Source organism: Sediminibacter sp. Hel_I_10, from assembly GCF_000688335.1.
Lineage (GTDB): Bacteria > Bacteroidota > Bacteroidia > Flavobacteriales > Flavobacteriaceae > Psychroserpens.
In genome coordinates this window covers 3987358-4002012 of the sequence record NZ_JHZX01000001.1, presented here as the reverse complement: position 1 = coordinate 4002012, position 14655 = coordinate 3987358, and the positions used below count along the sequence as shown (strand labels likewise).

Annotated in this window: 16 protein-coding genes; 9 read left to right on the top strand and 7 right to left on the bottom strand. The window is 36.5% G+C overall.

What is annotated here, in order from left to right; genetic code table 11:
• Nucleotides 1–3: 3 nt before the first annotated feature.
• Nucleotides 4–1806, bottom strand: a complete 1803-nt coding sequence (locus P176_RS0118010) for an SLC13 family permease (protein ID WP_026756013.1) — start codon at nt 1804–1806, stop codon at nt 4–6.
• Nucleotides 1807–2054: 248 nt separating this feature from the next.
• Between P176_RS0118010 and hpf the strand changes: the two genes are divergently transcribed.
• The 5 genes from hpf (at nt 2055) to P176_RS0117985 (ending at nt 7363) form a co-directional block, all read left to right on the top strand.
• Nucleotides 2055–2357, top strand: a complete 303-nt coding sequence (gene hpf, locus P176_RS0118005; RefSeq protein ID WP_026756012.1) for a ribosome hibernation-promoting factor, HPF/YfiA family — start codon at nt 2055–2057, stop codon at nt 2355–2357.
• 129 nt (nt 2358–2486) lie between these two features.
• Nucleotides 2487–3314, top strand: coding sequence for an OmpA family protein (locus P176_RS0118000; protein ID WP_026756011.1), 828 nt, complete (start codon nt 2487–2489; stop codon nt 3312–3314).
• Between the two features lie 280 nt (nt 3315–3594).
• Nucleotides 3595–5769: a T9SS type A sorting domain-containing protein gene (locus tag P176_RS19785; RefSeq protein ID WP_051605560.1), complete on the top strand. Its 2175-nt coding sequence runs from the start codon at nt 3595–3597 to the stop codon at nt 5767–5769.
• A gap of 47 nt (nt 5770–5816) precedes the next feature.
• Entirely contained in the window at nt 5817–6113 is a 297-nt protein-coding gene (locus P176_RS0117990; protein WP_026756010.1) for a DUF3817 domain-containing protein, read from the top strand.
• Nucleotides 6110–7363 (top strand): mechanosensitive ion channel family protein, encoded by a 1254-nt coding sequence (locus tag P176_RS0117985; protein WP_026756009.1) that lies wholly within the window; start codon nt 6110–6112, stop codon nt 7361–7363. The genes P176_RS0117990 and P176_RS0117985 overlap by 4 nt, the downstream gene beginning before the upstream one ends.
• A gap of 1 nt (nt 7364) precedes the next feature.
• On the opposite strand, the gene P176_RS0117980 is transcribed toward P176_RS0117985, so the two are convergent.
• Both P176_RS0117980 and P176_RS0117975 read right to left on the bottom strand, forming a co-directional pair.
• Nucleotides 7365–7757 carry an acyl-CoA thioesterase gene (locus P176_RS0117980; RefSeq protein WP_026756008.1) on the bottom strand — a complete coding sequence of 131 codons (393 nt, stop codon included), beginning with the start codon at nt 7755–7757 and terminating at the stop codon, nt 7365–7367.
• Nucleotides 7758–7779: 22 nt separating this feature from the next.
• Nucleotides 7780–8664: a DUF72 domain-containing protein gene (locus tag P176_RS0117975; RefSeq protein WP_026756007.1), complete on the bottom strand. Its 885-nt coding sequence runs from the start codon at nt 8662–8664 to the stop codon at nt 7780–7782.
• A gap of 300 nt (nt 8665–8964) precedes the next feature.
• Between P176_RS0117975 and P176_RS0117970 the strand changes: the two genes are divergently transcribed.
• Together P176_RS0117970 and P176_RS0117965 are read left to right on the top strand one after the other, a co-directional pair.
• A complete protein-coding gene (locus P176_RS0117970) occupies nt 8965–9378 on the top strand; it encodes a hypothetical protein (protein ID WP_026756006.1) in 414 nt (137 codons plus the stop codon).
• Nucleotides 9375–9821, top strand: coding sequence for a hypothetical protein (locus tag P176_RS0117965; RefSeq protein WP_037349042.1), 447 nt, complete (start codon nt 9375–9377; stop codon nt 9819–9821). Before P176_RS0117970 ends, P176_RS0117965 begins: the two co-directional genes overlap by 4 nt.
• 126 nt (nt 9822–9947) lie before the next feature.
• Here P176_RS0117965 and P176_RS0117960 read toward each other — a convergent pair whose 3' ends face one another.
• The 3 genes from P176_RS0117960 to corA form a co-directional block, all read right to left on the bottom strand.
• Entirely contained in the window at nt 9948–10163 is a 216-nt protein-coding gene (locus P176_RS0117960) for a hypothetical protein (RefSeq protein WP_026756004.1), read from the bottom strand.
• Nucleotides 10164–10319: 156 nt separating this feature from the next.
• Nucleotides 10320–10823: a Dps family protein gene (locus tag P176_RS0117955; protein WP_026756003.1), complete on the bottom strand. Its 504-nt coding sequence runs from the start codon at nt 10821–10823 to the stop codon at nt 10320–10322.
• 122 nt (nt 10824–10945) lie between these two features.
• Nucleotides 10946–12016 carry a magnesium/cobalt transporter CorA gene (corA, locus tag P176_RS0117950; RefSeq protein WP_026756002.1) on the bottom strand — a complete coding sequence of 357 codons (1071 nt, stop codon included), beginning with the start codon at nt 12014–12016 and terminating at the stop codon, nt 10946–10948.
• A gap of 183 nt (nt 12017–12199) precedes the next feature.
• Here corA and P176_RS0117945 point away from each other — a divergent pair, with 183 nt between their 5' ends.
• On the top strand, nt 12200–12424 hold the full coding sequence (locus tag P176_RS0117945; protein WP_026756001.1) for a hypothetical protein: 225 nt from the start codon (nt 12200–12202) through the stop codon (nt 12422–12424).
• Nucleotides 12425–12569: 145 nt separating this feature from the next.
• Nucleotides 12570–14297 carry a sodium:solute symporter family protein gene (locus P176_RS0117940; protein ID WP_026756000.1) on the top strand — a complete coding sequence of 576 codons (1728 nt, stop codon included), beginning with the start codon at nt 12570–12572 and terminating at the stop codon, nt 14295–14297.
• Here the strand turns inward: P176_RS0117940 and P176_RS0117935 are convergent.
• Complete coding sequence (locus tag P176_RS0117935; protein WP_026755999.1) at nt 14281–14652, bottom strand: methylglyoxal synthase; 372 nt, start codon at nt 14650–14652, stop codon at nt 14281–14283. The two genes, P176_RS0117940 and P176_RS0117935, sit on opposite strands and share 17 nt — an antisense overlap.
• Nucleotides 14653–14655 lie beyond the last annotated feature (3 nt).

The window sequence follows — 14655 nt, the reverse complement described above, 5'->3', positions numbered from 1 at the left end:
AATTTAAGGTGTTAATAGGGTTGATAATAATAGCGTACCAACAATTAATAAAATAATGGAGAGCATCCCTCCAACAATCAAAAAGTGCTTAAACTTATAAGCACCAGTGCCGTAAATTAGCGTATTGGTTTGATAGCCCATGGGTGTAAAAAAGCTAAAATTTGCACCAAACATTACCGCAATCACAAAAGGTTTTAACGGTAAATCTAAACCGGTGGCTAAAGCTATGGCAATTGGAGTAACAATAACAGCGGTGGCATTGTTAGAAATAAAGCCGCTCATAAGCATCGTCATGGCAAACAAAGATCCCAAAACGATAACGGGTGCTTGACCAGATAACAAAGATAAGAGTTTTCCTGAAATCCACATATCAGCGCCCGTGTTGCCCATGGCTACTCCTAAGGGAATCATTCCTGCCAATAAAAACACAATTTGCCAATTCACTCTTTTATATATTTTGTTCAAGTTGATACAATCAGCCAAAAGCAGTGCGCCTACACCAGCAATGGTACTCGCTAAAATGGATAGCACACTGGTAGCCGCCAAACCGATTACGGCTATTAAAACCATCATACACCACACTTGTTTGTAACGATTAACTTGATAGTCATCTTCATGCTGGCGCAATACCACGATATTATTATATTCGTAAAAAACCTCCATCTGGTTTTTATCGACGTTAATTAAAAGACGATCACCCGCTTTTACAATCAACTTTTTTATGGCTTTTGGTAAATAGACCTTTTCTTTAAGGTTGAGCATTTTCTTTTTTTGAATACCGACGGGATCTCCAATTTTATGCAAGATCACTTTGAGTTCCTGTAAGGTTTTATCAATAAATTCAGATCCGGGTAAGACCAATACTTCTACAAAAGTTGTTGCAATATTTTCCTCAATGACCTTATTGTCTTTAATCTCATCGTTTTTAAGAGACAACACAAAATCATCCTCAGAAATTAAAGAAAAATCCTGAATGTCACTCATCAAGACCAACTGATCTTCGGCACGTAAGGTGGTGTTTTTACCAGGTGCTGTATTTACATTTTCACCTCTAATCAATTTAAGGACCTTTATGTTTGGGTTTTCATAAAACGGAACCTTTGAAAATGCTTGTCCTACATATTTAGATTCGGCTCTTACCGTTAAAGTGAACAGAAAATTAGATTGTTCATTATAGGTTCTCAAGGTGTTCTCCCCGCCTTTGGGCAACCATTTACTGGCAATAGACATGAACACGACGCCTACACCCAATAATACCAGTCCGTAGAGCGAAAACTCAAAAAAGCTAAACTTCTCCATCCCATAATCTACCGCTACCGAGTTTACCAAAAGGTTGGTTGACGTACCCATAAGCGTGCAGCTTCCTCCCAAAATACCAGCGAATGAAATAGGCATTAAGAGCTTGGGTACCGAGAAATTATATTTTTTAGAGAGTTGGGCAATGATTTTTAAAAAAATAACCACGACAGCTGTTGTGCTTATAAAAGATGAAATTCCCGCAGAAACAATCATAAATACAGGTACCATAATAATGAGTGGTAAAAAACTAAGACGTTTAATAGCATCGCTAAAAAGCTGGATAACGCCATTGTCTTCTAAACCTATGGCCATGATCATCAACATTAAAACCGTGATGGTTGCAGGATTGGCAAAGCCACTTATGGCTTCTTCTGGGGTAGTGAGACCGGTAAGCACCAAGGCCACTATGATAAAAAAAGCAATTTTATCAATAGGCATGATCTCTGTGACAAAAAGCACGATAGATACCCCTATGATGGAAAATATTAAAATAATCTGGAGATCCATCGTTTATAATTAGAGCATTCTAAGATATTAAATTCATTGGCTAAAACTTCAATACCAAAGCATTTAAATGCAATGGGTTAAAGCTTTTGTTATTAGAGCCTATTTTAGGCTTCTGCACTAGCAAATATCAAGTGTTAGGGATTGCGTCAAGAATTAATAGATTTCAGCTATTTGGTGCCGCCTTTAAAGCCTATCTTTTCCAAACTATTAATAACAATTTCTACGGAAATTCTAAAACTATACATATTATGACGACCAATTTTGAATATCATGACATTAGCGCTAGTGAACGATTAGAAGCATTCACTGAAGAAAAATTAAAACCAGTCTTTAAACGGTATGAATTTGTAACCAGAGCAGACATCTTTTTCAAAAAAGAAAACACCTCTAGTGATGAAACTGGTATGAAGTGTGGTATTCGTTTAAGTGCACCTGGACCTCGCCTATTTGCTGAAAGTTCTCACGATAATTTTGAACAGTCTGTTGCAGAAACGGTAACTGAATTGTTAAGACAATTAGAGAAGCGCCAGTCTAAAATGAAGAACTATTAAATAGACATTCACTCCTATTATTTGATGTTCAGAATATCATAAAGAAATGTGAAAATTCTAGGGGCAAACATCTAGATCTCGAATGCTGTCGTAAATAGAGACAGTAACCAAAAATAAATCGAATACAATATGAAACGAATTACAGTAATTGTAGCACTTGCATTTTTAATGACCTCTTGTGTATCCAAGAAAAAATATACAGCTCTTGAGCAAGATAACGGAGAGTTAAAAAGTGAACTGACTAAAACTAAAGTTGAAAAAGAAGAACTGGAAGCTAAGTTTGACGAAATTCAAGCACGTGTTGACAACTATAACTCTAAAATAAACTCACTTACTGAAGACAATAATGCCAAATTGGTAACCGTAGATGGTGTAGTTATTTCTGAAAATCAGAAAGAGGCTTTAAGAGAAACACTAAAAAATGTACCTCCAGCTTATATGGCGACGGCCAAGACATTGAAAGATAGTATGAACCTTGCTGTTCAATTCAACCTTAAAAAGTCTATGGAGAACATTGAGGAAGATGACGATATCAATGTCAATATTGAAGAAACGGTTGTCATGATTTCTATTTCTGATAAAATGTTATTTAAGTCTGGTAGCTATAACATTAGCGATAAGGCCAATGATATTTTAGCTAAAATTGCTAAAATCGTAAACTCTGAAGAAAGTTTAGATGTTATGATTGAAGGTCATACAGATGACAAAGCGTTTGTAAGCTCTTCTGCAATTAAGGATAATTGGGACTTGAGTGTTTTAAGAGCTACAGCTGTAGTTAAGAAACTGCAAGACAAATACAACGTTGCACCTGAGAAGTTGATTGCTGCAGGACGTTCATTCTATCAACCTTTAGTAGAAAATGATACTAAAGAAAATAGAGCCACTAATAGAAGAACCCGTGTGGTGATTCTTCCAAACATTGATAAATTTTTCGCTCTAATGGCAGAAAAAAAATAATAGCATTTACTTAACCGACTTAATATTGGTTAATTAATCCGAGGAAAGACCGCTGATATAGCGGTCTTTCTTTTTTTAAATGCTTTCATTCTCTGAAATATATAACTAAAAGCAATACGAATTAACGCTGCCGAGTGGTCATGATAAATTGCAATTCAAAAAAAAGCGACACTCTTAAATTGAATTTCAAGCATAATTTTAAAACTTAAAGTTTAGTTAAAATTTTTACAGGTGAAATTGTTTGTTAATTTTGAGCATCGCTCAACTCAACTTTTTATCTATGAAAAAAATTACTTATGCGCTTCTTATATTTAGTGTGGTCATCTGTAATGCGCAGAATTCTGTAGCAAGAGAATGGAATGAAATGACGCTTATAGCTATACGTAATGATTTAGCACGTCCCACAGTGCATGCTCGAAACTTGTTTCATACCTCGGTTGTGATGTATGATGCTTGGGCGCTTTTTGATGAGAATGCAGAAACCGTATTTTTAGGTAAGGATTTTGGCGGATTTAACTGTGTCTTTACAGGTATTGCAACTCCTTCTTCATTAGATGCTGCAAGAGAGGAAATCATGAGCTATGCCATGCTACGTTTATTAAACCACCGTTTTCAAAACTCACCCAATGGTGCTTTCTTGCTCTCAGAGTTTGAAACTTTATTTACAACTCTAGGCTATGACTCCAATATCACATCCATTGACTACAGTACCGGGAGCTATGCGGCTTTAGGAAATTATATGGGAGCTCAAATGATTGCTTTTGGCTTGCAGGATAATTCTAATGAACAGTCCAATTACGCCAATAGTTTTTATACACCTTTCAACCCACCACTGATTCTTGAAAACTACTATGAGACCAATCCTATTGACCCCAACCATTGGCAACCCTTGGCTTTTGATGTTTATGTTGATCAAAGCGGTAATGAGTTTCCGTTGAGTACACCTGCATTCTTAGGTGCAGAATGGGGTCAGGTCACGCCTTTTGCATTGTCTTCTGAAAACTTGGAAATTATCAATAACAGTTTTGATTGCTATGTTTACAACAATCCGGGACCTCCAGTTTATATTCAAGACTCCAATGAAGATGGTATTTCCGATCCTTACAAATGGAATTTTGCAATGGTAGCCACTTGGTCTTCTCATTTAGATCCCGAAGACCCTACAATGATTGATATTTCACCAGCTTCTAAAGGTAATATGAATATTTTAGACCTTCCTGAAACTTTTGAGGAATATCAAGCCTTTTATGATTTTACCAATGGGGGCGATTCTAGTACAGGTTACGATCTTAATCCTGCGACTGGCCAACCTTATGAAACGCAACTGGTGAAACGTGCTGATTTTGGTCGTGTACTTGCAGAATATTGGGCAGATGGTCCTGCTTCTGAAACCCCTCCAGGACATTGGTTTACTATTTTAAACTATGTGAGCGATCATCCCTCTTTAGAAAAGCGTATTGCGGGAGAGGGCGATGTTGTAAGCGATCTGGAGTGGGACGTCAAATCTTACTTAGCCCTTGGTGGTGCCATGCACGATACCGCCGTGAATATTTGGGGTATTAAAGGCTATTACGACTATGTGAGACCAATATCTGCCATTCGTTATATGGCAGGAAAAGGACAAAGTTCTGATAGTAGTCTACCTAGTTATGATCCACATGGTTTACCCTTGATTACCGGTGCAATAGAATTAATTACTTCAGGCGACCCTTTAAGTGGTGATAATGATGAAAACGTCAATAGAATTAAAATAAAAGCTTGGAAAGGCCCAGACTTTATTGAAGATCCTACGACTGATATTGCCGGTGTCGATTGGATCATTGGTACGCATTGGTGGCCCTACCAACGCGGTACTTTTGTAACTCCAAATTTTGCAGGTTACCTTTCTGGGCACTCTACGTTTTCTAGAGCTGCTGCCGAAGTACTGACAAGACTGACCGATAATCCATTTTTTCCTGATGGTATGGGGACATTTAACGTCACACAAAACGATTTCTTATTTTTTGAAACGGGACCTTCCGAAGATATGGTGCTGCAGTGGGCTACCTATCGGGATGCTTCCGATCAAGCGAGCTTATCTCGAATCTATGGAGGCATTCACCCGCCTATTGACGATATTAGAGGTCGACAACTTGGTTATGAGTTAGGAAATAGTGCCTTTGATCTCGCCCAAACTTATTTTCAAGGCAGTCTCAGCATTCCAACAATCAACATAGCAGATCATATTTCTATCTTTCCTATGCCATTTCAAGATCAGTTGCAAATTCAAAACAAAAACACCTCTAGCTATGTCATGACCTTCATTGGTTTAGATGGTAAAATTATAACAACGTCAACCATAGCGGCGGATATGAATACTCTCAATTTAGGTCATCTTAATTCTGGCATTTATTTTGCCAAATTTAGAGATAACCACAGTGGTATTCAGTTTACTAAAAAAGTTGTTAAATACTAGTCAGAATCAGTTAACATAAGGTAATTTTGCACAAAATTTGGAACCTTATGTTTTCATTATTTAATAGTTTTAGGCTTGTAGCGCTTCTTGAAGGCATCTCGTACATTCTTCTTTTGTTTATAGCCGTGCCTATCAAGTATTTTGCGAATGACCCGCAATACGTTAAGCTTTTGGGGATGCCACATGGTATCTTGTTTTTGGCCTATATTGTTTTAGCGATTGTATTAGCTTCGGAAATGGGATGGACCAAAAAAACGCTCTTCATTGTACTTCTGGCATCCATCATTCCGTTTGGCACCTTTTATGTTGAATATAAATATTTGAAACCTAAGCGCAACTCATGAAAGACATACAATGTTTTTTCCATGACTATTTTGTAAGCATCGGCGTGTCAGAACGTGCGGCTGAGTATTTTAATATGCTTAGTTTATTGTTTGCACTTCTCATCATCATTTACATTACCGATAGGATTACACGTAAGTTGTTGATCAACACGTTCACCAAATTATCTGAACGCACAAAAACCAACTTTGATGACCTTTTGGTAAATCACCGGGCGCCACGTCATATTGCCCATATTGTGCCGTTAATCGTAACCATTAAGTTATTTCCTGTTGTTTTTTACGATTTTCCTCAGTTTGAGACCTATGTGCTTATCTTACTTAAAGTATTTGCCATAGTCATTATTGTTTGGATCATTAGAAGCATTTTAAGAACCTTTGAGAGTTACTTCAAAACCCTTCCTAGTCTAAGAGATAAGCCTATTGATAGTTATATACAAGTGGTGATGCTTTTTGTATGGATCATCGGGATTGCTTCTGCTTTGGCAGTATTGATCAATTTATCCTTTTTAAAGTTCTTCACCACTTTAGGAGCTGCTTCGGCCATCTTATTGTTGATTTTTAAAGACACCATCCTTGGTTTTGTTGCAAGTATTCAGGTTGCCATCAACGATAGTGTTAGAATTGGCGATTGGATTACTATGGATAAATATGGCGCCGATGGAGATGTTGTTGAAATCAATTTATCTACCGTTCAAGTGCAGAATTTTGACATGACCATTACCCACATTCCTACTTATGCGCTTATTGCCGATTCTTTCAAGAATTGGAGAGGCATGCAAGCCTCTGGAGGGAGACGAATTAAACGGTCTATTTTGCTCAAGGCAAAAAGTATCAAATATTTAACTGATGATAAGATCGAGGAGTTAAAAAGGATTGAGATAATTAGTCAATATCTTGGGGATCGACAACAGGAGATCAATAGTTTTAATAAAGAGAACAACGCCAATAAATCGGTACTCATCAACGGGCGCAACTTGACCAATTTGGGCGTGTTTAGAAAATATTTACAGACCTATATTGAAAACCATTCAGGAATCAATAAAGACATGTTTATTATGGTGAGACAATTGGCTCCTACAGCTCAAGGTCTTCCGTTAGAGATTTATTGTTTTAGTAGTGATAAACGTTGGCAGAATTATGAATACATCATGTCTGACATTTTCGATCATGCGCTAGCAGCGGTACCTTATTTTGACTTAGAAGTCTATGAGCTTACTTGTATTTTAGCACCGTCTTCAGACGCGTTATAAATTACTTGTCTTCTAAGCGGTCTTTTACAAACTCAATCTTTGTTTTTCCATGAGGTGCAGGCTTTCCGTCTTCACCTAAATTGACCATGATGATTTTGTCAACCGTTAAAATGGTGCCTCTGGTCATTTTGTTGCGTACCTCACACTTCATGGATAAGGACGTATTTCCAAATTTAAGAACCTCAATACCTATTTCAATAATATCTCCTTGCTTTGCAGAGGCCATAAAATTAATTTCAGACATGTATTTGGTAACGACTCTAGAATTCTCTAGCTGAATCACAGTATATAAGGCCACTTCTTCGTCAATCCAAGCTAAAAGTTGTCCTCCAAATAAGGTTTGATTGGGATTTAAATCTTCGGGCTTTACCCATTTTCTTGTATGAAATCGCATTTAAGTTCGGTTTTAATTGGTTTTAAAATAAGGTGTTCTCGTCCCTATTTGGAATTTTTAAATCATAACCCAATTCCGTATTGAGTTGTTCAATAAAGTAGGCAGATAAGAGTGGGGACTCTTTTTCTATATTTTGATGAATAAAGAAATCAACTTCGTCAATCCCTTGATCTTTCCATTCTTTGAGGCGCTGCACCCACTCATCAAGTCGTGTATAGTCGCTTTTGTGATTGGCACCAACGTATCTTACAAAAGCGGTACTATTGGTTAAGCGCATGTGCATTAAGTCTCGCCTACCAGCTGTATCAACAATCACGTTAGAGATATTATTGGTCTCGAGTAGATCATAAAGTTGATCTGCTACTACAGTCTCATTATACCAATCTGTATGTCTAAACTCTATAGCCAAAGGGATCTCTTTGGGCCAACTTTCTACAAAATCAATGACCCTATCAAAATCTTTAGGTTTAAAATTAGAATGCATTTGCAAAAAAATAGTTCCCAACTTTTCTTTTAGGTTGGCTGCATTGTTCAGGTAATTTTCTACAACACTATCAACGCCGCTCAGGCGTTTCCAATGGCTAATCTCTTGATATAATTTTGGGAAAAACTTAAAGTTTTTTGGTGTTTTGTCATACCAGGTCGCAAATTGTTCCGCAGGAAAAATACGATAAAACGTCGCATTCATTTCAATAGCATTAAACTGAGAGGAATAATACCCCAGTTCGTCTTTAGTGCCTCTAGGATAGAAGCCTTTAAGGTCTGCCCTGTTCCATTTAGCGCAGCCTACAAAAATTTGAGGCAGCACATCGTTTTTTGATTTTTCAAGAACACGCGCCGTATCTATATGATCATTAGGGAGACTGAGGTCAAGGTCTTGAGGGTTATCAACGCTTCCAAATTTCATACTGACGAATTTAACTCAAAGATACTTGAAATTTCAAGGCTTTAAAAATCTGTACCAATCTTATGTTGATTTCGATTTTGAGAATAGTTGCAGGTATTTTTTACAAACTGAGGATGTAATGAGCCGTTAGGTTTTTACAGGAATATTATTTAGGTTGAGCTATAAAAACGATTGTATGATGAATCTCATAATGCCAATATTATAGGTATACCGTCATTTGTTGATAAACTCGTTAACAACATAAGCGCTCAGTTTTGATAGTCAATCGTATTCTTCCTACATTTATTAAAAATCAGAGCCATGACACAAAGAAGCAAAGACCTAATATCTATAAGGCCAACTATTGCAACAGCCTTGGTCAATGATGATATGACGAGCGATGAGCGCTTTCAAAACGCAACGCTAAGACCTATAGTTAAAATGCAAAATGAGCTTTTTATCGAAGTGTTTAAAAATTACATTAAAAAACGCAAGAATGTGTTTTATGAACTTCAACTCCCCAAGCAGTTGGCGTATATAGAAAATGCGATCAACAAGGATATGAAGTTTAGAAATTCTCTAAAAGGGATGGTGATAGGACAATTTACTGCGGAAGAATATGCACTATATATTCAAAACTCTTCTGCTCTTAACAAACGTATGATGAATATTACAAAGGAACGCCTTATCAGCAATATCCAACTATTTAATGGCGCATTTGCCGAAGCTATATGAGTATAAAATCTGAATTGTTACAAATTTGCTTTGAGCACGTTAATAAACGTATTACTAGCTATAAAAACGAGATCGACACTATAAAAGACGCTATTGAGAGCAACGATAAAAGCAGTGACGAGGATGATGATTCTGGTAACGGAAAATTGTTGAATGATCTCGAAAAAAACGCGCAATACCTGAGTGATGCCCATAAAATGCTAGATACTTTAAAATTGATCAATCCCAAAATACAAAATGATTATGTCGTTTTAGGAAGCTTGGTCATGACCAAAACTATACATTTCTTTATCGGTGTGAGCTTAGGTAAAATTGCTTTAAATGATCAAGAGTTTTTTGTAATTTCAAAAAACGCTCCTGTTGGTCAATTAATGTTAAACAAAAAGGTAGGTGAACAAATCTCGTTTAATGACGCCAGGTATGATATTATTGATATCAAGTAAGCCTTGTGAAATTTGAGTTTTTTTAGATTGAAATTCGTTTTGAATTGAGAATTAAGAATTAAGAAAAATATACCATAAAAAAAGTCCTAGCATTAGCTAGGACTTTTTAGTAGATACTCTTATGTATTAGTTGTCGTCACTTGCTTCTTCAGCAGCTTCCTCAACTTCTTCTTCTAAGTCTTCTGCAGCATCTTGTACATCGTCAGAAGCATCTTCAAGATCTTCTTCAACATCATCCATTGCTTCTTCAACCTTTTCGTCTGGTGTTTTTTCTTCTCTACAGCTTGTAAATACGGTAGCTAATGTGAACATAAACACCATGGATAGTACTAGTTTTTTCATCTTAAATTTGGTTTAAATTGTTAGTGATCTAAGGGGATAAATGTAATACAAAAAACAGATAGTGCAAATTTTACATAAAAAATAAGCCAAATAAATAGAAATTGGTTCAATTCCCTTTATTTGGCTTATAACCTTAAGGTTATATAATTATAACTTTTAAGATTCTATAATGGTACTTTTTAAATGATCAGATGATTTTTTAGACCATGCATTCAGCATCCAGCTAGATTTCTCAAGCTCTCTAATATAAGCACCAATTAAATCAATGGTACCTTCATCTTTAGCAGAACCTGCCTTCTCAATTACCTTAGACATTTGTGCTAAAATAATCTTGTGATCGTTTAAAATCTCCTTAACCATCGCTTTATCCGTTTTTAGAGGTGATACCTCTTTAACCGCGGAAGCCTCTAAATAATCACTCATCTTACTCATTGGGTGATATCTTAAAGTTAAGATGCGTTCTGCGATCTCATCGATTTTGGTTCTAGCATCTGTGTATAACTCTTCAAATTTGATATGTAAGTCAAAGAAATTCTCACCTAATACATTCCAGTGAAAATTTCTCATTTTTTGATAGTAAACATTATAATCAGCAAGTAAGGTATTTAACTCTACCACTACTGGTATTAATTTTTCCTCAGACATATTTAAATAACTCATGTGTATTGGTTTAATAGTATTAATAATTTCTTTTAACACTACTAAGATACAGCTTATTGAGAGGTATTACAACGCTATTAACAGGCTTTAACGCTCATTAAGGTTTATTAACTTAAATTGTGTTAAAGCCATTTTTTTCTTCTAAAATAGTTTAACATAAATAAGAATAAAATAGCCATAGCTCCTAATAAATAGAAATATCCATTTTCGGTTTGAAGCTCAGGCATATTTTTAAAATTCATACCGTAGATCCCCGCTATAAAGGTCAACGGAATAAAAATGGTGGCAATAATGGTTAAGACCTTCATGATCTCATTCATTTTATTGCTAATGATGGTCATGTACATGTCCATTAAACTCCAAACCATCTCCCGGTACAAATCTATAGATTCACTCACTTGAATGATATGGTCATAAAGATCGCGTAAATAGCTGTTTGTTTTAACGTCAATAAAATTGACATCTGCTTTTTCTAGTCTGTTAATGACCTCTCTTAGCGGAAAGATTGCCCTTCTAATCTTAAGGATGTCCTGTTTTAAGCTTTGAATTTGGTTGGGTGTTTCATTACTGTCGGTGTTAGCCATAAAAATATTACCCTCAAGATCTTCTATTTTATCACCAAAAGCTTCAATCACTGAAAAGTAATTATCCACAATAGCATCGAGAATAGCATACATGAGATAATCGGCGCCTTGGGTTCTTATGCGCCCCTTAGAGCTTGATATACGCTCCCTTAAATCATCAAACACATCCCCATCTGCTTCTTGAAATGTCAATATGTAGTCTTCTCCTACAATCATGCTAACATGCTCATATTGCAATTCTTCGTCATTTTTAAAATATAGCATCTTAAATACGATGAACAGATAATTCTCAAATTCATCAATTTTTGGGCGATGATGGGTATTTACAATATCTTCTAAAGTAAGGGGGTGGATGTTGTAGTGCTCGCCAACCTCCTCAATATCTTTTAAATTATTAAGGCCATTGATATTAACCCAAGTTACTTGATTAGTTCCTTTATAATGAAACGCATCATTAATAAGCTTGGAATTCTTAACATGATAGGTATCTTGATTGTAATTTATGATATCAATTGAAGTAGATGTCACCTCCTTCTTGCCTTGATAGGCCATTGTTCCTGGAGGTAAGTTTTTGACTTTATAGGACTTTTTCTTTCTTTTTAGCTTCATTTTCATGTCTTGAACTTTCAAGTTAAAAATATCAATTTTATAAGATTAGGAGCCCATTTATATCACAAAATATTTAAGGGTGATTTCGTTGTTAAAAAAGACTTGATTTTATATAGCAATACACTTGCGTATCGTTTATTTTTTTATTAATATGCCAAAATAAATTTTTTCAAATACACATTCATGGGAAGACCTCCAACAAGACCAATTAAATTCAGGGATGGATTTTATATAGAGATTAGAAATAAGGGTAAAAACACAGGTATTAAATTACATAGAGATACAAAAGAACAAATGATGAGGACCATCAAGGAATATGAGCTTACTAAAGACGTTCTTATTCTCGGGGAATCTAAAAATGGCAAATGGGTAGATAAAAACCCAGTGATGCACGTTGTAGAAGATTAATTCTTTTCAAAATATAGAAAAAACCGACTCAGGTATGTTAATATCACTTGAGTCGGTTTTTTTATGCCCAGTCATTAAATAATGAGGCTGTGTTTATTTCAATATTAATGTTAGATTTGTTTGTCTAACCTTTCTCTATTTTAATATGGTAATTTCTACACTAGATTGGGTCATCATTATATTTTTCTTGGCTTTATTTGCTGCTATTGGCGTTTACGTTTCTAAACAAGCAGGTAAAGATTCTAAGGCCTTTTTTCTTTCTGGCAGAAATATGCCTTGGTGGTTACTCGGCGTGAGTATGGTGGCAACAACCTTTGCTGCAGACACGCCCAACTTTGTTGCTGGTGTAATTAGAGAAGATGGTGTCTTCGGAAATTGGATATGGTGGAGTTTTTTGTTAACCGGCATGCTTACTGTTTTTTTCTATGCTAAGTTATGGCGACGTAGCGGAATTACCACAGATCTTGAGTTTTACGAATTGCGATACAGCGGAAAAAGTGCCGCTTTTTTACGTGGCTTTAGAGCCATCTATTTAGGAGTGTTCTTTAACGTTGTCATTATGGCCAATGTGTGCTTGGCAGCCATAAAAATTGGTCATGTAATGTTTGGTTTCACAACTTTTCAAACACTCTTCATCGCATCGGTAGTAACGGTTGTTTATTCTGCTTTGGGCGGATTAAAAGGCGTATTGCTGACAGATTTCGTTCAATTTATCATCGCGATGGTTGGGAGTATTTGGGCAACCATCCATATCGTCAATATGTCCGAAATTGGAGGTATCAAAAAACTATTAGCCACTCCTGAAGTTGCTGAAAAAACAGCAATGCTTCCAGATTTCTCAAAACCAGAGCTCTTTATCCCCTTATTGATTATTCCGTTAGCTGTACAATGGTGGAGTGTTTGGTACCCTGGTGCAGAGCCTGGCGGCGGTGGTTATATTGCACAACGTATGCTTGCTGCCAAAGATGAAAAACATGCGACTTGGGCTGTATTATTCTTTAATTTTGCCCATTATGCCTTACGGCCTTGGCCTTGGATCATTATTGGTCTTGCCTCCATTGTGATTTTTCCGAACATCGAAAGTTTACAAGCCGCATTTCCAGAATTGGAATCTTCCTTTGTAAAGAATGATCTATCCTACCCTGCCATGCTTACGTTTTTGCCTGCAGGACTTTTAGGAATAGTCATTACCTCTTTAATCGCTGCGTTTATGAGCACCATTTCCACCCACCTTAACTGGGGAAGCTCTTATGTGGTCAATGATTTCTATGCCCGATTTGTAAGAAAGAATGCTTCAGATAAAGAACAAGTATTGGCGGGAAGAATTTCTACTGTAGTGATGATGGTGTGCGCTGCACTTTTGGCATTGGTGCTTGAAGAGGCAAGAGATGCTTTTGATTTGATGTTACAAATTGGTGCCGGTACGGGGTTGCTATTTATCTTACGCTGGTTCTGGCATCGTATCAATCCGTATTCTGAAATTGCTGCCATGGTTATTTCCTTTGGAATTGCGCTATTCTTTTTTGTAAATGGAAAAATGGATACACCGTTTGTGGAATTGGAAAGTCATTGGCAATTGGTCTTTGGAGTTCTGGTAACCACCATTGGATGGGTTGTTGTCACCTTGCTCACAAAACCTTCAAACGAGGAAACCATAAATTCCTTTGATAGTCTGATTTTTGGTAGCGAATCTAAGTTTAAAGGATTCGGAATGAAAATATTAGGATTTTTCTGTGGGGTTATCGGTGTGTATTGCACCTTATTTGCCATAGGTAATTTTATCTACGGAAAAACAGCATTGGCATTCGGATTGTGTGCTGTGGTATTGGTGTGCTGTTTTGCTATTGTAAAATCGTTTAAAGCAACGACATAGCCTTAATCAATAGTTGTGCGGTAGCAGGGTTGGTGGCCAAAGGCACATCATGTACATCACAAATACGCATAAGCATTAATACATCTGGTTCGTGAGGGTGTTTTTCTAAGGGATCTCTAAAAAAGAGTACCATATGACATTTACCCTCAGCAACACGTGCTGCGATTTGTGCATCGCCCCCCAAAGGACCGGAAAGCATGCGCTCTACCTCGAAACCGGCTTTTTTTACTTTTTTACCTGTGGTACCGGTAGACACCAGTTGGATGTTCTTTTGAAGTAGTATTGCCCTGTGTTCATTTAGAAACTGAACCATTTCTGTTTTTTTACCATCATGGGCAATAAGTGCTATTTCCATAGT

Excerpts from the sequence above, each read along its gene's own strand:
- P176_RS0117935 (WP_026755999.1), bottom strand. The coding sequence starts at position 14,652 with ATGGAAATAGCACTTATTGCCCATGATGGTAAAAAAACAGAAATGGTT.
- P176_RS0117985 (WP_026756009.1), top strand. The coding sequence starts at position 6,110 with ATGAAAGACATACAATGTTTTTTCCATGACTATTTTGTAAGCATCGGC.
- P176_RS0117955 (WP_026756003.1), bottom strand. The coding sequence starts at position 10,823 with ATGAGTTATTTAAATATGTCTGAGGAAAAATTAATACCAGTAGTGGTA.
- hpf (WP_026756012.1), top strand. The coding sequence starts at position 2,055 with ATGACGACCAATTTTGAATATCATGACATTAGCGCTAGTGAACGATTA.
- corA (WP_026756002.1), bottom strand. The coding sequence starts at position 12,016 with ATGAAGCTAAAAAGAAAGAAAAAGTCCTATAAAGTCAAAAACTTACCT.
- P176_RS0117980 (WP_026756008.1), bottom strand. The coding sequence starts at position 7,757 with ATGCGATTTCATACAAGAAAATGGGTAAAGCCCGAAGATTTAAATCCC.
- P176_RS0117990 (WP_026756010.1), top strand. The coding sequence starts at position 5,817 with ATGTTTTCATTATTTAATAGTTTTAGGCTTGTAGCGCTTCTTGAAGGC.
- P176_RS0117965 (WP_037349042.1), top strand. The coding sequence starts at position 9,375 with ATGAGTATAAAATCTGAATTGTTACAAATTTGCTTTGAGCACGTTAAT.
- P176_RS19785 (WP_051605560.1), top strand. The coding sequence starts at position 3,595 with ATGAAAAAAATTACTTATGCGCTTCTTATATTTAGTGTGGTCATCTGT.
- P176_RS0118000 (WP_026756011.1), top strand. The coding sequence starts at position 2,487 with ATGAAACGAATTACAGTAATTGTAGCACTTGCATTTTTAATGACCTCT.
- P176_RS0117945 (WP_026756001.1), top strand. The coding sequence starts at position 12,200 with ATGGGAAGACCTCCAACAAGACCAATTAAATTCAGGGATGGATTTTAT.
- P176_RS0117940 (WP_026756000.1), top strand. The coding sequence starts at position 12,570 with ATGGTAATTTCTACACTAGATTGGGTCATCATTATATTTTTCTTGGCT.
- P176_RS0117970 (WP_026756006.1), top strand. The coding sequence starts at position 8,965 with ATGACACAAAGAAGCAAAGACCTAATATCTATAAGGCCAACTATTGCA.
- P176_RS0117975 (WP_026756007.1), bottom strand. The coding sequence starts at position 8,664 with ATGAAATTTGGAAGCGTTGATAACCCTCAAGACCTTGACCTCAGTCTC.
- P176_RS0118010 (WP_026756013.1), bottom strand. The coding sequence starts at position 1,806 with ATGGATCTCCAGATTATTTTAATATTTTCCATCATAGGGGTATCTATC.
- P176_RS0117960 (WP_026756004.1), bottom strand. The coding sequence starts at position 10,163 with ATGAAAAAACTAGTACTATCCATGGTGTTTATGTTCACATTAGCTACC.